Source organism: Sphingomonas sp. FG14, from assembly GCF_057809675.1.
In genome coordinates this window covers 83,930-105,569 of sequence record NZ_JBMDKK010000006.1, presented here as the reverse complement: position 1 = coordinate 105,569, position 21,640 = coordinate 83,930, and the positions used below count along the sequence as shown (strand labels likewise).

General features: G+C 65.7%; 16 protein-coding genes. 15 read left to right on the top strand and 1 reads right to left on the bottom strand.

What is annotated here, in order from left to right; all coding sequences use genetic code 11:
* The first annotated feature begins 1 nt into the window (after position 1).
* From ACODTA_RS18120 to ACODTA_RS18070, 11 genes are all read left to right on the top strand, one after another.
* The gene (locus tag ACODTA_RS18120) at positions 2 to 760 is read left to right on the top strand and encodes an ABC transporter permease (RefSeq protein ID WP_489067380.1); all 759 of its coding nucleotides are present in this window, start codon (positions 2 to 4) and stop codon (positions 758 to 760) included.
* On the top strand, positions 757 to 1,518 hold the full coding sequence (locus ACODTA_RS18115; protein ID WP_489067379.1) for an ABC transporter ATP-binding protein: 762 nt from the start codon (positions 757 to 759) through the stop codon (positions 1,516 to 1,518). Before ACODTA_RS18120 ends, ACODTA_RS18115 begins: the two co-directional genes overlap by 4 nt.
* A gap of 15 nt (positions 1,519 to 1,533) precedes the next feature.
* Positions 1,534 to 2,361, top strand: a complete 828-nt coding sequence (locus ACODTA_RS18110; RefSeq protein WP_489067378.1) for an alpha/beta fold hydrolase — start codon at positions 1,534 to 1,536, stop codon at positions 2,359 to 2,361.
* A gap of 23 nt (positions 2,362 to 2,384) precedes the next feature.
* On the top strand, positions 2,385 to 4,013 hold the full coding sequence (locus tag ACODTA_RS18105) for a thiamine pyrophosphate-binding protein (protein ID WP_489067377.1): 1,629 nt from the start codon (positions 2,385 to 2,387) through the stop codon (positions 4,011 to 4,013).
* Positions 4,013 to 5,452: an aldehyde dehydrogenase family protein gene (locus ACODTA_RS18100; protein ID WP_489067488.1), complete on the top strand. Its 1,440-nt coding sequence runs from the start codon at positions 4,013 to 4,015 to the stop codon at positions 5,450 to 5,452. The genes ACODTA_RS18105 and ACODTA_RS18100 overlap by 1 nt, the downstream gene beginning before the upstream one ends.
* 346 nt (positions 5,453 to 5,798) lie before the next feature.
* On the top strand, positions 5,799 to 8,111 hold the full coding sequence (locus ACODTA_RS18095) for a TonB-dependent receptor (RefSeq protein WP_489067376.1): 2,313 nt from the start codon (positions 5,799 to 5,801) through the stop codon (positions 8,109 to 8,111).
* Positions 8,112 to 8,135: 24 nt separating this feature from the next.
* On the top strand, positions 8,136 to 8,903 hold the full coding sequence (locus tag ACODTA_RS18090; protein WP_489067375.1) for an aspartate dehydrogenase domain-containing protein: 768 nt from the start codon (positions 8,136 to 8,138) through the stop codon (positions 8,901 to 8,903).
* A gap of 10 nt (positions 8,904 to 8,913) precedes the next feature.
* Positions 8,914 to 9,831 carry a bile acid:sodium symporter family protein gene (locus ACODTA_RS18085; protein WP_489067374.1) on the top strand — a complete coding sequence of 306 codons (918 nt, stop codon included), beginning with the start codon at positions 8,914 to 8,916 and terminating at the stop codon, positions 9,829 to 9,831.
* 92 nt (positions 9,832 to 9,923) lie between these two features.
* Complete coding sequence (locus ACODTA_RS18080; protein ID WP_489067373.1) at positions 9,924 to 11,699, top strand: LVIVD repeat-containing protein; 1,776 nt, start codon at positions 9,924 to 9,926, stop codon at positions 11,697 to 11,699.
* 10 nt (positions 11,700 to 11,709) lie between these two features.
* Positions 11,710 to 13,023 (top strand): MFS transporter, encoded by a 1,314-nt coding sequence (locus ACODTA_RS18075; protein WP_489067372.1) that lies wholly within the window; start codon positions 11,710 to 11,712, stop codon positions 13,021 to 13,023.
* A 109-nt stretch (positions 13,024 to 13,132) separates the two neighbouring features.
* Positions 13,133 to 14,242, top strand: a complete 1,110-nt coding sequence (locus tag ACODTA_RS18070; RefSeq protein ID WP_489067371.1) for a YkvI family membrane protein — start codon at positions 13,133 to 13,135, stop codon at positions 14,240 to 14,242.
* Here the strand turns inward: ACODTA_RS18070 and ACODTA_RS18065 are convergent, their stop codons facing one another.
* Positions 14,243 to 15,448 (bottom strand): alanine racemase, encoded by a 1,206-nt coding sequence (locus ACODTA_RS18065; protein WP_489067370.1) that lies wholly within the window; start codon positions 15,446 to 15,448, stop codon positions 14,243 to 14,245. It lies immediately after the preceding gene.
* Positions 15,449 to 15,728: 280 nt separating this feature from the next.
* On the opposite strand from ACODTA_RS18065, the gene ACODTA_RS18060 reads away from it, so the two are divergent.
* The 4 genes from ACODTA_RS18060 to ACODTA_RS18045 all read left to right on the top strand — a co-directional run bounded on the left by ACODTA_RS18060 (position 15,729) and on the right by ACODTA_RS18045 (position 21,638).
* On the top strand, positions 15,729 to 17,120 hold the full coding sequence (locus tag ACODTA_RS18060; RefSeq protein WP_489067369.1) for a serine hydrolase domain-containing protein: 1,392 nt from the start codon (positions 15,729 to 15,731) through the stop codon (positions 17,118 to 17,120).
* An 11-nt stretch (positions 17,121 to 17,131) separates the two neighbouring features.
* Positions 17,132 to 18,496: an amino acid permease gene (locus ACODTA_RS18055; RefSeq protein WP_489067368.1), complete on the top strand. Its 1,365-nt coding sequence runs from the start codon at positions 17,132 to 17,134 to the stop codon at positions 18,494 to 18,496.
* Between the two features lie 104 nt (positions 18,497 to 18,600).
* A complete protein-coding gene (locus ACODTA_RS18050; RefSeq protein ID WP_489067367.1) occupies positions 18,601 to 19,965 on the top strand; it encodes a serine hydrolase domain-containing protein in 1,365 nt (454 codons plus the stop codon).
* Positions 19,966 to 20,015: 50 nt separating this feature from the next.
* Complete coding sequence (locus ACODTA_RS18045) at positions 20,016 to 21,638, top strand: N-acyl-D-amino-acid deacylase family protein (protein WP_489067366.1); 1,623 nt, start codon at positions 20,016 to 20,018, stop codon at positions 21,636 to 21,638.
* The last annotated feature ends 2 nt before the right edge of the window (positions 21,639 to 21,640 follow it).

Below are 21,640 nucleotides of genomic sequence, written 5' to 3'. Positions count from 1 at the left end.
CGTGGCCGTACAGGGGGAGAAGCGGTCCAATCCGTTGATTGCCGGCGCCTTCTTCGTCGCGCTGGCGCTGGTGTGGGAATTCAGCGTCCGCTGGTTCGGGATCAAGGCCTATCTGCTGCCCTCGCTCAGCGATATCGGCGTGGCGTTCTGGGATGCGCGCGGCCTGTTGCTCGAACATGGGCTGGTGACCTTGGGCGAGGTGCTCAGCGGCTTCGTCGCGGCGGCGGTGCTCGGTGTGGCGCTGGCCGCGCTGATCCATGTCGTGCCGATCGCGCGATCGACGCTCTATCCGATGGTGATCGCGCTGCAGAGCATCCCCAAGATCGGCCTCGCGCCGCTGATGGTGGTGTGGCTGGGCTATGGCTTCGGATCGAAGCTGGTGATGGCGTTCCTCTTCGCCTTCTTCCCGATCGTGATCGCGACGCTCGGTGGGCTGGCGGGTGTGCCCGCCAATCTGGAGGAACATTTCCGCGCATTGGGCGCCGGCCGCTGGACGATGTTCCGCCGCCTGCAGGTGCCCGCCGCGATGCCCAACTTCATGGATGGCTGCAAGGTGGCGATGCCGCTCGCGGTGATCGGCGCGATCGTCGGCGAGTTCGTCGGATCGAACAATGGCCTGGGCAATGTCATCCTGCTCGCGACCGGATCGTCGCAGACCGCGCTCACCTTTGCCGCGCTGCTCGCGGTGACCCTGCTTTCGCTCGCGTTGTTCTACGTCGTCGAGCTGGTGTCCCAATTCATCTGGTGGCGGGCGATATGAGCGAGACGGCGATCCGGGTCGACGGACTGACCAAATATTATGGCGGCACCGCCGGCACCAAGGCGCTTGAACATGTCGATCTCGGCATCAGCGATTGCGAGTTCGTCTCGATCATCGGGCCATCGGGCTGCGGCAAGAGCACGTTGCTGCGCATCCTGGCGGGCCTTCACGGCTATGACGACGGCATGGCGACCATGTTCGGCGAGGCGGTGAACGCGCCGCGCGACGATGTCGGTGTCGTCTTCCAGACCTCCAACCTGCTGCCCTGGCTGACGGTCGCTCGCAACCTGACGCTCGCGCTCGAGATCCGGCACGGCAAGGCGGCCGCCGCGGCAGCCGATGTCGCGGCGATGATCGAACTGCTCAATCTGAAAGGCTTCGAGGACAAGTTCCCGCACGAACTGTCGGGCGGCATGAAGCATCGCGTCGCGATCGGCCAGGCGCTGATGCAGAATCCGCGTGTGCTGCTGATGGACGAGCCGTTCGGCGCGCTCGACGCATTGACCCGCGACCGGCTCAACATCGAACTGCTGCGGCTGTGGCAGCGCGATCGCAAGACCGTGGTGCTGATCACCCACAGCATTTCGGAAGCGGTGCTGCTGTCCGATCGCGTGCTCGTCCTTTCCGAACGTCCCGGCCGGCTGATCGCCGATATCCGCATCGATCTGCCGCGCCCGCGCGACCCATCCATCACCCGCGACCTTCCGGCGTTCGGCGATCATGTCGTCGAACTCAGCCGGATCATGGGCGTCGTCTAATTCCGGGAAACTGCCATGCCTCTTCTGCCGATCGGCCAGAGCGAACTTTATTATGAAGACCAGGGCGAAGGGCCGGCGATCGTGCTTGCGCACGGCATCGGCGGCAATCATGCGAGCTGGTTCCAGCAGGTGCCGGTCTTCGCGCAATCCTATCGCGTGGTGACATTCGATCATCGCGGTTTTGGCCGTTCGAGCGATGTCGAAGGCGCGGGGCGGAGCGCGTTCGTCCCCGATCTGCTCGCCTTGCTCGACCGGCTCGGTATCGAGCAGGCGGTGCTGGTCGGTCAGTCGATGGGCGGGGGCACCTGCATCGGTTTCGCGGATGCGCATCCCGAACGCGTGCGGGCGCTGGTGCTTGCGGCGTCGCTCCATGCGATCGAGGAAGACGGCGAAGTCGCCGCGCTTATGGAGGCCGCGCGCACGGCTACCGACGATCTCGACCAGCTCGATCGCGTGCTCGATCCCGCATTTCGCGAGGATAATCCGGTCCAGGCTTCGCTCTATTCGGCGATCGCCAGTTTCAATCGCGCCGATCGCCATAGCCTGGCCGGCGCGTGGCCGGTGCGGCTCGCGCCTGAAGCGGTGGGTGGCGGCAAGCCCGTGCTGTTCCTGGCGGGAACGCGCGATCCGCTTTTCCCGATCGAGGCGATCCGCCAGGTGCAGGCGCGCGTGCCGGGATCGTTCCTGGTCGAGGTCGATGCCGGCCATTCGGTGTTCTTCGAGCACGCGACCGAATTCAACGACAGCGTGCTGAGCTTCCTTGCCGCGTGCGGCATTCGCGGCCGTCGGCGCAGTGCGCACAGCAACGCGGCGGGCTATGTCACCCCGGCCGTCCAGAATTGAAGACCTGCATTGAAGGATAGATCATGACCGGTACCACCGTAGCCCAGGCCCTGGTGACGTCACTCAGGGATATGGGCGTGCGCCACGTCTTCGGCGTGCCCAGCGGCGGCTGGGTCGATTATATGGAAGCGCTGCGCACGACCGACGGCATCGATTTCGTGCTGACCAGCCATGAGGGTGGGGCCAGCTTCATGGCCGATATCTGCGGACGGCTGACCGGCGTTCCCGGTGTGTGCTTCGGCACCTTCGGGCCGGGTGCGACCAATCTTTCAACGGGCGTTGGCGGTGCGCTGCTCGATCGTTCGCCCGTGATCGCGCTGACCGACGAGATGCCGGAGGCGTTGCGCAGCCGCACGGTGCAAATGGGTATCGATCATCAGGCGCTGTTCCGGCCGATCACCAAATGGACGACCCGGCTGGACGCGGACTCGGTCGGCGAGACGCTGGCCGAAGCCGCCGCTATCGCGGTCTCGGGGCGGCCGGGATCGGTCCATATCGGCCTGCCGGTCGGCCTCAGCGCCGCGCCTGCCGCGAACGGAACGGCCGGGCCGGTCGCCGCCGCCGCGCCCATGCCGGCCGATCCTTCGGCGATCGCCGCGCTGACCGCCGCCTTCGCCGCCGCGCGCAAGCCCATCCTCGCCGTCGGGCTGGGCGCCGCCCATGCGCGCGTCGGCGACAAGGTGGTCGCGCTTGCGGAGCGTTTCGGGTTGCCGGTGGTGCTGACGCCGATGGCGAAGGGCCTGATCGCCGAGGATCATCCGAGCTATGCCGGCGTGCTCTTCCATGCCCTGAGCGATCTTGTCGGCCGTACCCATGCCGAGGCCGATCTGGTGATCGCGGTCGGCTACGATCCGGTCGAGTTCAATTTCGAAGGCTGGATGCGGGATGGGCTGGCGGTTGCCAGCATCGATGTCGAGCCCGTCGATATCGACACGGCCAAGCATCCCGTCGCCGCCGATGTCGTCGGCGATATCGGCGCCACCCTCGATGCGCTGCTCGCGCTGGATGCGGCGGCGAAGGACTGGGACATGGCGGCGGTCGCCGCCCGCACGGCGGAGCTGTTCGCGCGGCTGGCGCCCGACAGCAACCGCTTCGGCCCCTGCGCCGCGCTCGACGTGTTGCGCGACGTGCTGCCGGCGGACGGCATCATGACCTGCGATGTCGGCGCGCATACCCATCTGATCGGACAGAAATGGCCGACGCCGGCGACAGGCACGCAGATCATGTCCAATGGCTGGTCGTCGATGGGCTTCGGCCTGCCCGCGGCGATCGCCGCCAAATTGTGCCGGCCGGACACGCCGGTCTGCACGGTCGTCGGCGATGGCGGCTTCCTGATGACCGTCGGCGAACTGGCGACGGCGGTGCGGGAGAAGCTGCCCATCGTCATCCTCGTCTTCACCGACAATGATCTGGCGCTGATCCGCATCAAGCAGGAGAAGAAGGACAATCCGATCTATGGCACGCCGGTGCGCGCCGAGGGCACGATCGGTGGTCCGTCGCTGTTCGGCGTGCCCGTCGTCACCGTCGCCGATCCCGACGCCTTGCGCGCGGCGCTGGTCGATGCCTTCGCCGCCGACGGCCCGGTGATCGTCGAGGCGTTGCTGGACAGCCGCGAATATGACGGTCTTGTCCTCCACAAGGACAAGCCGTGATGCTCATGCCGGTCGCGGTGAAACGCTCGCTGCTGATCGGTGGCGTCTGGCGGGGCGCCGCGACCGGCATGGTGATCGAGAATCCGTTCAGCGGCGAGGCCATCGATCGTGTCGCCTGCGCCACGCCGGCCGACGTCGCCGATGCGATCGCGAGCGCGGTCCGCGGTCAACGGGCACTGGCGGCGCTCAGCGTCGCGGCGCGTGCCGCGATCCTGCACCGCGCGGCCGACGCGCTGGCAGCGCAGGCGGCGCGCTTCGCCGCGACGATCACGGTGGAAACGGGCAAGACCATCACCGCCTCCACCAAGGAAGCGGCACGCGCGGTCAATACGCTGCGCCTGTCGGCGGAGGAGGCGGCGCGCCTGACCGGCGAAACCATCGCGTTCGACAGCTTCGCGGGCGGCGAGGCGCGCAGCGGCTATTATGTGCATGAACCCGTGGGCGTGATCGCGGCGATCACCCCGTTCAACGATCCGCTCAACCTTGCCTGCCACAAGCTGGGGCCGGCGATCGCGGCGGGCAATGCCGTGGTGCTCAAGCCCGCCGACCAGGCGCCTCTCACCGCGATCATGCTGGCGGAACTGCTGCTGGATGCGGGCCTGCCCGCCGAAGCGCTGAACCTGCTCACCGGTTACGGCCGTGATTTCGGAGACGCGCTGGTGGCCGCCGATCAGGTCGCGATGGTTTCGTTCACCGGTGGAGAGCGGGTGGGCGCGCGGATCGCGCGCGTAGCGGGGATCAAGCGCATCGGCATGGAGCTGGGCGCGAATTCGCCCGTCATCGTCACGGCCAGCGCGGATCTGGCCCGTGCCGCCGACGCCTGCGTGTCGGGGGCCTTCTGGGCGGCGGGGCAGAATTGCATCGGCGTGCAGCGGATCTTTATCGAACGTGGCGTCTATGCCGCGTTCCGTGATCTCTTCGTCGCCCGCACCGCGAAGCTTGTCATCGGGGATCCGATGGCGCCTGAAACCGACATCGGGCCGATGATCTCGGAAGCGGAAGCGCAAAGGCTGCTCGACTGGACGGCCGAGGCTGTGGCGGGCGGTGCCCGGCTGCTCGCCGGCGGCCGGCGCGACGGCACGCTGCTTCACCCGACCGTGCTGGAAGCCGTGCCCGCCGATGCGCGGCTCGTCTGCCAGGAGGCGTTCGGCCCCGTCGTCAGCCTGTTTCCCTATGACGATCTCGATGCGGCGATCGCGGCGGCGAACGCGGGCGATTACGCGATCCACGCGGCGATCTTCACCGAAAGCGTCCGCGAGGCGCATCACGCCGCGCGCGCGCTGGAGGCGGCGGGCGTGATGATCAACGATTCCACTGATTACCGGCTGGATGCGATGCCGTTCGGCGGCGCCAAGCGCGGCAATATGGGGCGTGAAGGTGTCCGCTTCGCGATCCGTGAAATGTCCCAGACCAAGGTGGTCTGCTTCAATCACGGCTGAGCTGTTTCGCGCGCCGGCCCTGTCCTCCGTCATGGCGGGGGGATGACATCGACTCTTTCGAACAATTATAGGGCGCGATGCCGGCCAGCCATCGCGCCCTGTGTGTTAAGGCTGTCGATTAGATCAGCAAAAGCAAAGGCTTATCTTTGGTCTGACGATCCTTTCGTGCGCTGTCCTGTTATCAAGGAATCCTATATCGAGGCATTACAATATTATTATTCACATATGGCCTTAGACCATAGGTTCCCACTTGATCGAAACTGCTGCCGGATCGAGGACACGATAAGCGCTCACACGAATGGCGCGGATCCGCTGGCGGTGATTAAAGGGGAAAGGGGCAACGCCGGTGCGCGACTATTCACATGCAAAGAAGATTGGGCTGCTGATCGGAGCGGCGACCATGATCGCCATGCCGGCGTCCGGCTGGGCGCAGGACAATGCGCCGCAGGCGGCGGCCGAAAGCGGCGGCCTTGAAGAAATCGTGGTGACCGCGCGCAAGCGCGAGGAATCGTTGCAGTCCGCGCCGCTTTCGGTGTCGGCGTTCAGCGGCGACATGCTGGACAAGGCGGGCATCGACGATTTCTCCGAAATCGCCGCGCGCGTGCCGGGCTTCACGCTCAATCCCGACAACATCTCGGAGCCCAATATCTTCCTGCGCGGCATTGGCACCGATATCGAAAGCGCGGCGTCGAGCGCCGCGATCGGTTTCTTCCTCAATGACGTCTATCTGCCGCGTGCCCAGGGCACCGCGATCGAGCTGTTCGATCTGGAGCGCGTCGAGATCGTGCGCGGGCCGCAGGGCACGCTCTACGGCAAGAATGTCGTCGGTGGCGCGATCAACTTCATCACGCGCAAGCCCACCGAGAGCTTCCGCGCGGGCATGGAAGCGGGCATCGGCAATTACGGTGCGATCGAGGTGAAGGGCCATGTCGGCGGCGGCATCGGCGAGGGGCTTTCGGGCAGCATCGCCGCAACCTCGCGCATGCGCGACGGTTTCGCCTTCAACACCTTCACCGGCAACGACATGGAGGATCTGTCGGTCTTCGGCGTGCTCGGCCAGCTTCGCTACCAGCCCAGCGACGATCTCGACATCCTGTTGACCGGCGATCTCACGCGCCGCCGCTCGACCGGCAAATGGGTCGATATCCAGATCCCGTCGGATCACAATATCCCCTTCGTCAATCCCGATCGCCGGCGCGGGCCGAACAATATCGACGGCCGCCAGGACGCGGATCTCGGCGGTATCCACCTGACCGCGAACTGGAACAGCGGGGCGGGCACGCTGACCTCGATCACCGCCTATCGCGAAGGGACCTTCGCGGCGAAGGGCAATGACGGCGGCAGCTTCATCGATTTTACCCGGCTGGTCTATGACGCTGGCGGGCGGATCAACTTCTTCGCGATCGATCGCGACGCCTTCAACGACGATTATTATGTCAACATCAAGGACGAGAAGGTGAAGAGCTTCTCGCAGGAGCTTCGCTTCCGTTCCGATTTCGAAGGGCCGTTCAATTTCCTCGCCGGCATCTTCTACCAGCATGAGGATGTCGATCGTGTCGAGGATGCCGACTATATCTTCGTCGACTATTTCGCGCAGGGACGCGAGATCGCGGAAACCCGGCTGAAATCGGACACCTATGCGGCGTTCGTCGAGGGTACCTTCGACATCACCGATACGCTGGGGGTGACGGCGGGCATCCGCTATACAAAGGATCGCAAGCGCTTCTCGGTCTATCGTGAGACGATCGGCGATTTCCTGGGCGCCGAATTCGAGGACGAGGCGAGCAATTTCACCCGCGCCTTCACGGCCTCCACCAAGCAGAGCTGGGATGCCTGGACACCCAGCGTCAATCTGCACTGGAAGCCCGCCAAGGATGTCTATCTCTATGCGCTGGTCTCGAAAGGCTACAAGTCGGGCGGCTGGAACGGCGAGAACGCGACCAGCCCGGGCGAGGCGCGCGCATCCTATAATCCCGAATATGCGCTCAACTACGAAGTCGGCGCGAAGACGACCTGGCTCGATGGCCGTCTGCGTTTCAACCTCACCGGCTTCTGGACCGAGTATAAGGATCTCCAGACCCAGCAGTTCGTGATCTTCGATCCCAATCTGCCCGCCGACAACGTCATCTCCAACGCGGGCAAGGCGCGGGTGCGCGGCATCGAGCTCGAAACCGCCGTCGTGCCGGTCAAGGGCGTGACGCTGTTCGCCAACTACACCTATATGAAGGCGAAGATCACCGGTGACCTGATCAGCACCGAGCTGCAATATGATCCGAGCTGCTTCTGCTCGGTGCCGGTGGCGAGCAACCTGAAAGGCAATGTGCTGCGGCGCTCGCCCGAGAATTCCTTCACGGTGGGCGGCGACGCGACGGTGCCGCTGTCCGATCGTTTCGACGCCTTCCTGCGCGCGGACTATAGCTGGACCGGGGCTTTCTTCTTCGACAACGAGAACAGCCTGCGCACGCGCCAGTCCTCGGTCGGCCTGCTCAACGGATCGTTGGGCATCGCGACCGACGACGGCAAGTGGCAGCTCTCGATCTGGGGCAAGAACCTGACCAACAAGCTCTATGAATCAGGCAAGTCGGACGTGATCGGATCGGTCCTCGTCTCCTATGCGCCGCCGCGCACCTATGGCGCGACGCTGACCTGGAAATACTGACCGACGTCATTGTGGGGATGGGCAATGCGCATCGGATTGATCGGGTTCGGGTTCATCGGCTCGGAAATACATCGTCGCATTGCCCGGGACGGCGGTCCGCTCGAACTGGCCTTTGTCCACAGCCGCAGCCGGGCGCGGCTGGCGGGCGTCGATTCCGCGCTGATCCTCGACGATCTTGCCGACGCGCATCGGTTCGCGCCGGACCTGATCGTCGAGATCGCCGGGCCGCGGGTCACTGTGGATCATGGCGAGGCGTTGCTCGCCATCGCCGATTACATGCCGCTTTCACTGACCGCGCTCGCCGATGATGACCTGCGGGCAAGGCTGATCGATCGCGCCGGTGCTTCCGGGCATTCGCTGTTCGTCGCGCATGGCGCGCTGGTGGGGGCGGATAGCCTGCTCGAATGGCGGACGATGTGGGATCATGTGTCGATCTGCTTTCGCAAGCCACCGCGCAGCCTGGGGTCGGCAGCGGAGGGTGTCGACCGCGAGACGGTGATCTTCGATGGCAGCGTGCGCCGGATCGCGCGGCAATTCCCGCACAATGTCAACGCCATGGTCGCCTGCGCCCTCGCCACGACCGGGCTGGACGCGTGCCATGCCCGGCTGGTCGCCGATCCGGCGCTCGATCGTCTGGAGCTGCTGATCGACGCGACCGGCAAGGACGGATCGCAGCTCAGGATCGAGCGCAGCCAGCCGGCGATCGGGGTTTCGGGAAGCGAGATGGCGGAAGCGGTCCATCGGTCGATCCTGCGCGCCGCCGGTTTCGCCGGAGCCATCGAATTCGTCTGAGGAGCCGAGTGTGGCCGAGATCTTTCCGTTCCTGTCGCAGACCGTCTTTCCCATCATCATCTTCGTGATCATGTTCGGCATGGGCCTGGCGCTGGGGCTTTCCGATTTCCGCGCGATCCTGTCGTCGCCACGCGCCGTGCTTGTCGGCCTCTCCGCGCAGATGCTGCTGCTGCCGCTGATCGCGATCATCCTCGCATTTGTCCTGCCGGTGGGGCCGGAGGTCGCGGTCGGCCTCATCATCCTCGCAGCCAGCCCCGGCGGGGTGACATCGAACGCGATCACGCTCGCGGTGCGCGCCGATGTCGCGCTCGCGGTCAGCCTCACCGCGCTGTCGACCCTCCTCGTCGCCGTCACCCTGCCGCTCTGGACCAGTTTCGCGCTGCACCAGTTCATGGGGGACATGCGCGCCGTCGCGATGCCGGTGGGCCAGACCGCGATGACGCTGGGGCTGCTCACGTTGCTGCCCGTCATGCTCGGCATGGCCGTACGCGGTCTCGCACCGGCACTGGCGGCGCGGGGCGTCGAGATCGGCCGGCGGCTGTCGGTGTTGCTGATCCTGTTCATGTGCCTCACCACCACCGGCTTCAACTGGCATCATCTCGCCGGCTGGCGCGTCTTGGTCGAAAGCTTCGGCGTCTGCCTGGCGCTGATGTTGCTGGCGATGATCGCGAGTTCCATGCTGGCGCGGGCGGTGCGGCTCGCGCCGCTTCAGCGATTGACGATCGTGATCGAGGTGGGCGTGCACAATCTGGCGATCGCGCTGCTCGCGTCGGTGACGCTGATCGACATGCCGGCGATCGCGCGGCTGCCGCTCGCCTATGGCCTGCTGATGATCAGCATACCCTGGCTGTTCGTCCGCTGGGAGCGTCGGCGCGGCGCGCGCGACCGGATCGAAACGGCCCGCGCCGATGCGCCCGCGACTATATGATATGAGAATAGAAAAAGCTCAAAAGAGTATTTTGTGAATATAACGCGCAGTTCTAGCTTCTCAGAAGAGCAGACGAACCAGGGAGTGTTTCGTTGACCCCGACCATCGACAAATCCGCCTCGCCCCGCATCCGGGCGGTCATTCTGGCATGTTGCGCGGGCGCCGCGCTGATGCTTGGCACCGCGGCGCGATCGTCCGACGCGAAGGAGGGGGAGCCGAAGATCGACATCCGCGATCCGGTGGTCAAGCAATGGCACGATCTGACCTATGACCAGAAGCCGCCGGCGCCCAAGCCGGGCGTGGACTATGGCATCGATCCGAAGACCGGAGTCTTCGTCCACCCCAAGGCAACCCCGCTGCACGAGGACAGCGCGCCTTTCCCGGGGCAACTCACCTATTGGGACCAGAAATCCTACGCGAAGAACATGGAGGTGGTCGCCTTCTATCCGCAGGTCGCCTCACCCTTCCACACCTGGCAGAACATCGCGGACTTCAACGGCAAGCGCTATCTCTACGTCTATGACCGCCACAATCTGAAGATATTCGACATCACCGATCCGGCCAAGGCCAGGCTGCTGCTGACCAAGGGGCAGACCTGGACGGGCAAGGGCGGCGGCGAGGCGGTCAATCCCTTTCCCGAAGGCGAGATGATCGGCGCGGCTTCGATCCAGTGGGACAAGAGCCGCGGCAAATACATCATGGTCCAGTCCAACGAGGTGCAGCGCTTCGGCATCTTCGAGGAAAAGATGACCGAGCCCGACGGCGTCCAGAAGATCCGCGACTGGCCCTATCACAAGGGATTCAACGTCTATGTGATGAACGGCCCGCTGCCCGACCAGTGGGAGAAGATCGCGACGCGGACGACCGACTACAAGCATCCCGACGCCAAGCCCGGCCATCAGCAGGGCTCGGGCTCGCTCGACGTGCCTGCCTGGTTCGGCGGCAAATACATGTTCCTGTCGACCGCGCCCGACGACAGTTTCGGCCTCACCGAATATCCCAATTATCTCTATTCGCCGGGATATCAGTCTTGGGACATGTCGGATCCGGCGAACCCGAAATTCCTCCAGCAATTCTCGGTACCCGGCCAGATCGTCGGCGATCCGGCGGAGGCCGACGCCTATCTGAAGAATCCGCGCGCCGGCAATCGCACGTCATGGATGGGATCGCGCATGCCGATCTTCATTCCCAAGCCCGTCGAAAAGGGCGGCACCGTCGGCTTCGCGGCGATGGGTGGGCTCGGCTTCTACGTGCTCGACATCTCCGATCCCGCGCAGATGAAGGTGATCAGCCATATCGACATGGTGCCCAAATTCGCGGGCACCGAAGCCGACAATATCGATGTCAGCCAATATGAGCGCACCGGCTACATCTTCATGAACGGCTATCCGATGAACGATGACTGCTACGAGCCCTACAAGGACATTTTCGTCATCGATGTCCGCGACCTGAAGAATCCGAAGATCGTCAACACCTTCCCCCGCCCGACGCCGCCCAAGGACGCCGCGTTCAAGGATTTCTGCGAACGGCGTGGCAGCTTCGGCCCCAAGCGGCCGGGCTATTTCACCCAGCCGGGCCGATCGCGCGAGGGGCTGGTGCCCTATGCCTTCTACAATGCCGGGGTGCAGTTGTTCGACGTGCGCGATCCGACCAAGCCGGAGATCGCGGCCTATTATGTGCCCCGTTTCCCGACCGACGCGGAGACGCCGGACTATGTGAAGGGCAATCTCGGTTTCGGCATCTATGTCGAATATGACCGCAACATCATCTGGCTGTTCACCAATCACGGCTTCTACGCGCTGAAGAGCCCGCTGCTCGGCGAACCCAAAAAGGGTGTTCCGGCCAAGCCCTGGCCACCGCGCGACTGACCGGCCGGCCGTGGCGACGCCCGTCGACCGTTCGGTGGTGAGCGGAGCGGTGGAGGATGCGCCGGTCGCGGCCTTCCATATCCGGCTGCTCGCGCTGGTGGGGGCGATCATCCTGCTCGACGGTTTCGACGTGCAGGTCGCCGCCTTTGCGGCGCCTGCCATCCTTGCCGAATGGCGGGTTACCCCCGCGATGCTCGCCCCGGCGATGGCTGCCGCGCTGATTGGCATGGCGATCGGCACCGGCCTGGGCGGCAAGGCCGGCGACCGGTTCGGCCGCCGGCCCGCGCTGATCGGCAGCGTGATCGTCTTCGGCGTGCTGTCGATGCTGTCCGCGTTCGCGCCCGGTATCGCCGAACTGGCGATCCTGCGCTTCCTCACCGGCATCGGGCTCGGCGCCGCCGTGCCCAATGCGACCGCACTGGTCGCCGAATGGATGCCAGCCAGGATCCGCACCTATGCGGTGACCGCGATCATCGTGGCGGTGCCGTGCGGCGGCATGGTCGGCGCGGGCATCGCGTCGTGGCTGATTCCGGTCTATGGCTGGCGGCCTTGCATGGCGCTCGGCGGATTGCTGCCGTTGTTGCTCGCGCTCCTCATGTGGCGAAGCCTGCCCGAATCCCCGGCGATCCTGGCCCGCCGGCGGGCGGGTGGCACGGCGCGTCCTGGCGCCGCCGATCGGTTCGCGGACGACGCGCCGATCGTCGCGGGTGAGCACGCGGACGAGCACAGGGTCTATGGCGATGCGCTGCGCCGCTCGGCGATCGGTCTCGCCATCGCGTTTTTCGCGAGCATGCTCGCGCTCTATGCCTATCTGAGCTGGATCCCGGTACTGCTCGCCGGGGCAGGTTTCCCGATGGATCGAGCGATTCAGGGTTCGCTGGTCTTCAACCTGTGCGGTGTGCTCGCATCTTTCGCGGCGGCCTGGGCGACGCCACGTTTCGGATCACGCACGACACTGATCGTCGCCTGCGTCGCGGCACTGCTCGCGACCGGGATCTGCGCCGCGATGATGGCCGGTGGCGGGGCACCGCCCGCCGCGATCCTTGCCGCGCTCGGCGCGGCGGGGGCGGGCGCCTTCGCGGTGCAGGTGACGCTCTACAGCCTGGCGGTGCATGTGTTCCCCGTATCCTGTCGCGCGGCTGGGATCGGCTATTCGGCCAGTATCGGTCGGGTGGGCGCGATCGCCAGCGCCTTCGGGGCCGGGCTGCTGCTCGCCATGCCTGCCGGCCGCCCGGCCTATTTCGCGCTGATCGCGCTGGCCTGCCTCGTCTCGGCGCTGGGCGTCACGATCGTCGATCGTCATTCGCATCGCAGGGGTACGTGATGAGATATTCCAGATCGCGATAACGAAGTGCCAACAATGATGATTGTTGAATAGCGAACCGGCATTAGGGTCGGGCGTCTGTTCGATCATTGGAGGGGGACCGGCGGACATGGCCGCATCGAAATTCCAGCGCTATCTTCTGCCCGGGCTCGCCTTCAAGGCGGTCGTCATCGGCGGCGGCTATGCGACGGGCCGGGAGATCGTGGAGTTCTTCCTGCCGAGCGGGCCGCAGGGCGGGCTGCTCGCCATGATCGTCGCGATGGGCATATGGAGCGGCATCTGCGCGCTCACCTTCCTGTTCGCCGTCCAGATCGGCGCCTATGATTATCGCACCTTCTTCCGCAACCTGCTGGGCAGGGCCTGGCCGGTCTTCGAGATCGCCAATTTCCTGTCCACGATCGTGATGCTGTCGGTCTATGGCGCCGCCGCCGGCGCGATCGCGGCGAGCTTCGGCCTGCCTGCGCTCTCGGGCACATTGGCGTTCGTGTCGCTGCTCGTGCTGTTCGCGACCTTCGGCAATGACTCGGTGGAGGCGCTGTTCAAATATGTCTCGCTGCTGCTCTACGCCACCTATGCGATCTTCATGCTACTGGCCTTTCCGATCTTCGGCAGCCGGATCGCCGATGCCTTCGCGAAGCCCGTGCCGATGGACGGCTGGCTCGCCGGCGGCCTCACCTATAGCGGTTATAATCTGATCGGCGCGGTGCTGATCCTGCCGATGCTGCGGCACATCGCCACCCGCCGGGAAGCAGTGGTCGCGGGCCTGCTCTCGGGGCCGCTCGCGATGGTGCCGGCGATCCTGTTCTTCCTCTGCATGGCGGCCTTCTACCCGGCCATTCTCGATGAGACGCTGCCTTCGGACTATCTGCTCGGCCAGCTCGGCATCCCGCTTTTCCGCACCGCGTTCCAGCTCATGATCTTCTCGGCACTCGTCGAAAGCGGCACCGGCGCGCTTCACGCGATCAACGAGCGGATCGCGCATAGCGGGCGTGGCGGCGATCTGTCGCTGGCTGCGCGCTTCACCTCGTCGACGCTGGTCGCGATCGTCGCGGTCTTCCTGGCGGCGCAGTTCGGCCTCGTCGCGCTGATCGCCAATGGCTACCGGATCATCGCCTATGTCTTCATGGGCATCTATCTGGCGCCGCTGCTCACCTATGGCGCGCTGCGCGTCTGGCAGGCGCGCAACGATCGCCTGACGGCTGCGGCCGTCGCATCCTGATCAGCGCGTGACGCGGCGGGCGTCGACCGGCCAGCTTTCCCACTGGCCGTCCTCTTCGGCGACGATCAGCGCGTCGTACAGGTTGATCGTCGGATCGCAATGGCCGGGCTGCAGCCAGACCAGATCGCCGGTCTGTGGCGCGTCGACAGGCCATTCGACGGTGTCGTCATTGTCGATCACCTCGATCGCCGCGCATTGCTCCATGCGGTCGGGAATCGCGAAGACGGGCTTGTGCGCCGGATGCTGGATCGATCCATGCTCGTCGCCGAACGCGCGCCATTCGCTGCCCGGCGCGGCGCCGGCCAGGACGCGCGGACGCGGGCCATCGACGGCGACCGCCTTCAGCCCGGCATCGATTGTCGCATGCGTCTTGTGTCGCGTCGAAACGGCGGTGGCGGCGATGAACAGTGCCGGCTCGAACGGCCATTCGCCGCCGCCATCGGGCGCGTCGCAATCGCCATATTCGATGTCCATCACCGTATAGGAACCGGCCTGGAGTTCGTTGAACACGCCGTTCGCCAGATCCTGTGCATAGGTGCCGGTGCCCCCGCCGGTGACGAAGCGGGGATGGAGTCCCGCCGCGTCAAGCGTCTCGACGAGCGCGCGGAGCCGGGCCGTGGCGATGTCGTTGGCGGCGCGGCGCCGATCGAGATCGGTCACATGCTGGAGATGGCCGAGATAGGCCTGGACGCCTTCGAAGCGCAGATTGCCGGCATCGGTGATGCGCTGCGCCAGCGCCGGCGCGGCTTCTGGCGCACAACCGGCGCGGTGCGTGCCGAGATCGAGATCGACCAATACCGAAAGCGTGACGTCGGCGGCGCGGGCGGCTTCGTCCAGCCGGTCGATCTGGCTCGCATCATCGGCGACCACGGCGACGCCGATCTCGCGCGCGGCGAGCGCCGCCAGCCGGGGCGCCGCCCAGGGCGCGATCGGCGAGGTGACAAGCAGGTCGGCGATGCCCGCCGCCGCATAAGCTTCGGCCTCGCCGATGGTCTGGCAGCACAGGCCGACGCCGCCGAGTTCGATCTGCAAGCGGCCGAGCGTCGAGCATTTGTGCATCTTGCCGTGGGGGCGCAGCCGGACGCCGGCTGCGTCGCAATAGCCCTGCATCGTCTTCAGGTTGCGCAGCAGCGCCTCGCGCCGGACCACCAGCGCCGGCGTCATCGGCGGCCGCACGCGCGACAGGAATTCGGGCAGGCTGGTCATTCTGGGTCTCCGGGCCGAGTCTCGCCGTCCATGTCCGCCCGGTGCGCCGGTTCCAAGCGCAAATCGGGCTGCTCCCCATAGCCATAGGCTATGATGTCGTCGCCTGCGTTATGCGCGTGGAGGCATGGCCATAAGCTATGGGATGGCAAAAGCTCCGAAACAGCGTGTCCGTTGACCGCCGTCCCTCGCGCTTTACTCTCGCCGCCATGGAAACATGGGTCGGGGGCAACGGCGGATGCGGACGGGCTGGCGGTTTGGATGTGCGGTTGTCGCCGTATCGATGGTGCTGGCGGGCGGGCCTGTAAACGCCGCGCCTGTCGACACTGACGCGCTCCAGCGGATATTGGGCGATCCTTCGGACACGGGCGCGCCGGGCTGCGTCGCCGGCGTCTTCCGCGACGGCAAGACCATTTATGTCGGTGCATCGGGCAGCGCCGATATCGCGACCGGCCGCAAGCTGGACGGCGAGACTTTGCTCTACGCCGCATCGGTCGCCAAGCAATTCACCGCGCTGGCGGCGGCGAAGCTGATCGAGGGCGGCAAGCTCGGCCTGTATGACGAGGTCCATAAATGGATCCCCGAGCTGCCGCGCTACCGGGCGCCGATCACCGTCCAGATGCTGATGAACCATTCGTCGGGCATCCGCGATTCGCTGGAACTGCTCAATCTGGCGGGGGTCGAGGATGCCAGCCAAAGCAATATGCAGGCGGCGCTCGAACTGCTCATGGCCCAGAAGGACACGAATTTCGTGCCCGGCACCGCCTATTCCTACACCAATGGCGGGTATCTGCTGCTCGCCGAGGTGATCCGCCGCGCCTCTGGCCGGCCCTTTCATCAATATGCGAATGAAGCGGTGCTGAAGCCCCTGGGCATGACGCGCAGTTTCTTCGTCTCGGGCAAGCCGCCGCCTGGCCTGATCGCCAACGGCTATGTGCCGACCGATCGCGGCTGGCGCCCGAGCAACCAATATCCCGCCTTCAGCGGATCGGGCGGGCTGATGCTGACGATCGCGGACATGGCGCGCTACGATCACGACATCCAGGTCGGCCACAAGGTGTGGACGGACAAGGTGGCCGCGATCATGCTGACCGCTGGCACCTTCAGCGACGGGCGTACGGTGACCGCGCCGGGCTTCGACGACATGCCCTATGCAGGCGGCGTCGTGGCGGGCCAGCGCCGGGGCCGGAACACCATCTATCATCTGGGCAGCTTCGAATCCTTCCGCACCGGCTATATGCGGCTGCCCGATCGCGCGCTGGGCGTCGCGGTGCTGTGCAACCGCTCCGATGGCGGCTCGCTCAAGCGGATCGACCGGATCATCGACGCGGTCGAGCCCGGCTATCTGACGCCTTATGATCAATATCGGCCGGCGGCGACCGCGCCCTATGTCGTGCCGCCGAGCCGCGTCATGCCGCAGCCCGGCACCTATGTGTCCGATGACCTCAAGGCCGAATACCGGATCGCGGTGCAGGGCGACACGGTGACCGCCACCATCGCATCGGCCTGGCCGGGCCATGCGGAGCCCAAGCGCATGTTCGCCTTTTTCCGCGACGCGGCGGGCGTTTTGAAGGCCGACACCACCGGCATGGTCGTCGACGATGACGGGCGCGGCTTCACGATCCAGACGCCGCGCGTGACCGGCATTCGCTTCCGCCCGGTCGCGCCGCGATGAGCGGGCCGGGGATGGAGGAACCCGAAACGCGGCTCAGCCGCTCGCTCCAGCCCCGCCATGTCGCGATGATCGCCATCGGCGGCATCATCGGCGCCGGCCTCTTCGTTGGCAGCAGCACCTCGATCGCCACGGTCGGCCCGGCGGTGGTGCTCAGCTATGCGCTGGCGGGCGGGCTGATCCTGCTCGTCATGCGGATGCTGAGCGAGATGGCGACCGCCTTTCCCGGCGCGGGCGCGTTCACCGAATTCATCCGCATCGGGCTCGGCCGCACGGCGGGTTTCGTCAGCGGCTGGCTCTACTGGTATTTCTGGGTCGTCGTGGTCGCGATCGAGGCGATCGCGGGCGCGATCATCCTCCAGGCCTGGCTGCCGTTCGAGGCATGGCAGGTCGGTGTCGTGCTGCTCGCGCTGATGACCGCGATCAACCTGATGTCGACGCGATCCTATGGCGAATTCGAATTCTGGTTCTCATCGCTGAAGGTGGGCGCGATCATCGTCTTCATCGCGATCGCGGGCGCCTATGCCTTCGGCCTGACCTCACCCGCGCCGACCTTCGCCAACCTGACCGCCCATGGCGGCTTCGCGCCGATGGGGGGAATGGCGGTCCTGTCGGGCGTCACCAGCGTCATCTTCGCGCTGTGCGGCGCGGAGATCGCGACGATCGCGGCGGCGGAATCGGAAGATCCGGCGCGCACCGTGGCGCGGCTGACGGGATCGGTCGCGCTGCGCATCCTGCTCTTCTACGTCGTGTCGATCGCGCTGATCGTCTCGATCGTGCCATGGACGCAGATCGCGCCGGGCGTTTCGCCCTTCGCGACCGCGCTCGACCATATGAACGTGCCCGGCGCCGCGACGATCATGAGTATCGTCGTGCTGATCGCGGTGCTGTCCTGCCTCAATTCGGGGCTCTACGTCACCTCGCGCGTGTTGTTCACGCTGGCCGCAAAGGGGGATGCGCCGCAATGGCTGGTGGCGGTCAACCGCCGCCAGGTGCCCGCGCGCGCGATCCTGATCGGCAGCCTGTTCGGCTATGTCGCGCTTGCCGCTTCCGCATTGTCGCCGCAGATCGTGTTCAGCTTCCTCGTCAACGCCTCCGGCGCGACGATGCTGTTCATCTATCTGCTGGTCTGCGTCGCGCAAATCCGGTTGCGTACGCAGCTTGAACGCGAAGCGCCGGATCGGCTGGGCGTGCGCATGTGGCTGTTCCCCTGGGCCAGCCATGCCGCGATCGCGGGTATCGTCGCGGTCTTGATCGCGATGGCGCTGACCCCCGCGCTCGCCAGCCAGTTCCATTCGAGTGCGGCGGTCGCGGCAGTCGTCGCGTTTCTCGCCTGGCTTACCGGGCGCGGGCGATCTGTGGATAACCTGAAGCTATAGCCCAACGCGCAATTGCGTCTTGCGCGCATCGGCCTGCGGCGTTCCTTTGCACGCACACAAGATGCGCGTCCCTATCCGCGCCGGGGTTCTCGGGAGAAATCGACATGAAGCTGACCGCCATTCTCCTCGCATCCGCGCTGCTGTCCGCGCCCGTCGCGGTCGCCGCGGCGCCACCGCCGGTCGATCTCGACGCCGTGCGGCGGATCGTGTCCGATCCCAAGGGTCCGGCCGCGCCGGGCTGCGTGGTCGGCGCTTTCAAGGCGGGCAAGACGCTGTTTGTCACCGCGGCGGGCCTGGCGGATATCGAAAAGGGCACGCCGCTCGACGGCGACACGCTGATCTATGCCGCCTCGGTCTCCAAGCAGTTCACGTCGCTGGCGGCGGCGACGCTGGCGACGCAGGGCAAGATCGATCTCGACGCCGATATCCGCACCTATCTGCCCGAACTGCCGCAATATGAGCTGCCCGTCACCGCGCGGATGCTGATGCATCACACTGCCGGCATCCGCGATTCGCTCACCTTGCTGCGCCTCACCGGACTGGCCGGTTCCAATGAATCGAACAAGGCGCAGGCACTCGACATCCTGTTCCGGCAAAAGGGAACGAACTTCACCCCCGGCACCGACTGGACCTATTCCAACGGCGGCTATCTGCTGCTCGCGGAGATTGTCGAGCGCGTGTCCGGCAAGCCCTTCGCCGACTATGTCAATGCCGCGATCCTCAAGCCGCTGGGCATGAAGAGCAGCTTCTTCATGAACGACGCGGAGCCGGTGGGGAAGATCGCGCATGGCTATAACCCCAAGGACGGCGGCTTTGTGATCCGCGACACCTATCCCCGGTTCAGCGGATCGGGCGGGCTGATGGTGTCGATCAACGATCTGGCGAAGTTCGACCAGGATATCGAGGTTGGCCACAAGGTCTGGACCCCGGCGGTGAAGGCGATCATGCTCAAGCCCGGCACCTTCACCAATGGCCAGCCCGCCGGCCGCAAGATGGGTGGCCAGGCCTATGCCGGCGGCCTGATGGTCGGCCAGCGCCGTGGCCAGAATTTCGTCGAGCATGGCGGTGGCGCCGAGGCGTTCCGCAACCAGTATGAACGGCTGCCCGAACGCCGCCTGGGCGTCGCGGTCTTCTGCAATCGCGGCGACTGGAATCCGGTGGCGAAGGCCGATGAGGTGATCGCGCTGCTCGAAGGCAATATCCTGACCGCCGAAGCCAGGCCCAGCCTTGCCGGTCGCTATGCCTCCCCCGAACTTCAGGCCACCTACGACCTCACGGTCGAAGGTACGAAGCTGACCGCCGCCGTTTCGTCGCCCTATACCAAGTCCGGCGAACCCCTGGTTTTCCAGCGTGGGGCCGATGGCGTGTTCCGCAGCGACGAAGGCAGCCTGACATTCGACGACGATGGCAAGGGTTTCACGCTTTCCACCGGACGGGTGACCGCGATCCATTTCGACCGGGGCAATTGAACCACCCCGTCTTCCGCTATCATATGGCCCAGCGCCAAGGAGTTCGATCCATGCCAGTCATTTCCAAACCTGCAGGTTCCGGCCGCCGCCTCGTCCTGTGCGCGCTCGCCCTTTCGATCGCGCCGGCCATGGCGCATGCGAAGGATGCCGATCTCGTCATCCGTGGCGGCTCAATCTACGACGGCACCGCCTCGAAGCCGGTGATCGGCGATGTCGCGGTGTCCGGCGATCGCATCGTCTATGTCGGGCCGAGCGCGAAGAACCCGTTCAAGGCGAAGCGGGTGATCGATGCCAAGGGGATGGTCGTCGCCCCCGGCTTCATTGATCCGCACACCCATGCCGATACCTTCCTGACCGCGAGCGATCCGACGCTGCGGCTCAACCTGCCCTGGATGATGCAGGGCGTGACGACGATCTTCACCGGCGTGGACGGTCATGGCCAGCCCGGCGGCGTTTCCGATGTCGCGGGGCTGTTCAGCGGCATCGAACAGCGCAAGTTCGGCATCAACGCCGCCGCCTATGTCAGCTTCGGCGCGGTGCGCCGCGCGGTGATCGGCCAGGACGACCGCGCCCCGACCCCGGCCGAACTCGATACGATGAAGGGCATGGTGGCGAAGGGCATGTGCGAAGGCGCGCTCGGTTTCTCGACCGGCCTGTTCTACGCGCCGCAGAGCTTCGCGAAGACCGACGAGGTGATCGCGCTGGCCAGGGAAGCCGCGAAGCGCGGCGGCGTCTACGACACGCACCAGCGCGATGAATCCTCGTACACGATCGGCGTGGTCAATTCGACCAAGGAAGCCATCGAGATCGGCCGCGCGGCGGGCATGCCCGTCCATTTCGCGCACTTCAAGGCGCTGGGCGTCGACGTGCACGGCCAGGCGCCGGCGCTGATCGCGACGGTGGAGGCGGCGCGCGCGCAGGGCATCGACGTCACCGCCGATCAATATCCCTGGGAAGCCTCGGGCTCGGGGCTGGAAGCGTCGCTGCTGCCGCGCTGGGCGGTCGATGGCGGGCGTGAAGCGATGCTCAAGCGCTTCGCCGATCCCGCGCAGCTCGCGAAGATCAAGACCGAGATGCGCGAGAATCTGCGCCGTCGCGGCGGGCCGAATTCGCTGTTGCTGAGCGCGCATGGCTTCCCATGGACGGCCAAGCGCCTCGACGAGATCGCCAAGCAATGGAATGTCGATCCGATCGACGCGGCGCTGCGCATCATGACTGAGAGCGACCGGGGTAGCGCGGTGGTCTCGTTCAACATGGCTGAAAGCGACATCAAGGCGCTGATGAAGCAGCCCTGGGTGGTCACCAGTTCGGACGGTTCGCACGGCCACCCGCGCATGTACGCTACCTATCCGCAGAAATACGCCAAATATGTGCTGAAGGAAAAGGCGATCTCGCTCGCCGATTTCATCAATAGCAGCACCGGCCGCACCGCCGACATGTTCAAGCTCGACCATCGCGGCCATCTGCGCTCGGGCTATTATGCCGATGTCGTCGTCTTCGATCCCGCCGGCTATCGGCCCAAGGCGGACTACATCAATCCGGAGGTGCTGACGGAGGGCGTGCGGACCTTGCTCGTCAACGGCGCGGTCGCGATCGATGGTGGCAAGGCGACGGGCACGGCGGCGGGCCGGCCGATCCGGCACGTGCCGACGGCGGGAAGCTGCGCGGGCTGATG

What these genes read in the sequence shown, in the direction of transcription:
- ACODTA_RS18090 (WP_489067375.1), top strand. Translation starts at nt 8,136, where the DNA reads ATGCGCATCGGATTGATCGGGTTCGGGTTCATCGGCTCGGAAATACAT.
- ACODTA_RS18110 (WP_489067378.1), top strand. Translation starts at nt 1,534, where the DNA reads ATGCCTCTTCTGCCGATCGGCCAGAGCGAACTTTATTATGAAGACCAG.
- ACODTA_RS18050 (WP_489067367.1), top strand. Translation starts at nt 18,601, where the DNA reads ATGAAGCTGACCGCCATTCTCCTCGCATCCGCGCTGCTGTCCGCGCCC.
- ACODTA_RS18070 (WP_489067371.1), top strand. Translation starts at nt 13,133, where the DNA reads ATGGCCGCATCGAAATTCCAGCGCTATCTTCTGCCCGGGCTCGCCTTC.
- ACODTA_RS18100 (WP_489067488.1), top strand. Translation starts at nt 4,013, where the DNA reads ATGCTCATGCCGGTCGCGGTGAAACGCTCGCTGCTGATCGGTGGCGTC.
- ACODTA_RS18045 (WP_489067366.1), top strand. Translation starts at nt 20,016, where the DNA reads ATGCCAGTCATTTCCAAACCTGCAGGTTCCGGCCGCCGCCTCGTCCTG.
- ACODTA_RS18060 (WP_489067369.1), top strand. Translation starts at nt 15,729, where the DNA reads ATGGTGCTGGCGGGCGGGCCTGTAAACGCCGCGCCTGTCGACACTGAC.
- ACODTA_RS18055 (WP_489067368.1), top strand. Translation starts at nt 17,132, where the DNA reads ATGGAGGAACCCGAAACGCGGCTCAGCCGCTCGCTCCAGCCCCGCCAT.
- ACODTA_RS18115 (WP_489067379.1), top strand. Translation starts at nt 757, where the DNA reads ATGAGCGAGACGGCGATCCGGGTCGACGGACTGACCAAATATTATGGC.
- ACODTA_RS18065 (WP_489067370.1), bottom strand. Translation starts at nt 15,448, where the DNA reads ATGACCAGCCTGCCCGAATTCCTGTCGCGCGTGCGGCCGCCGATGACG.
- ACODTA_RS18105 (WP_489067377.1), top strand. Translation starts at nt 2,385, where the DNA reads ATGACCGGTACCACCGTAGCCCAGGCCCTGGTGACGTCACTCAGGGAT.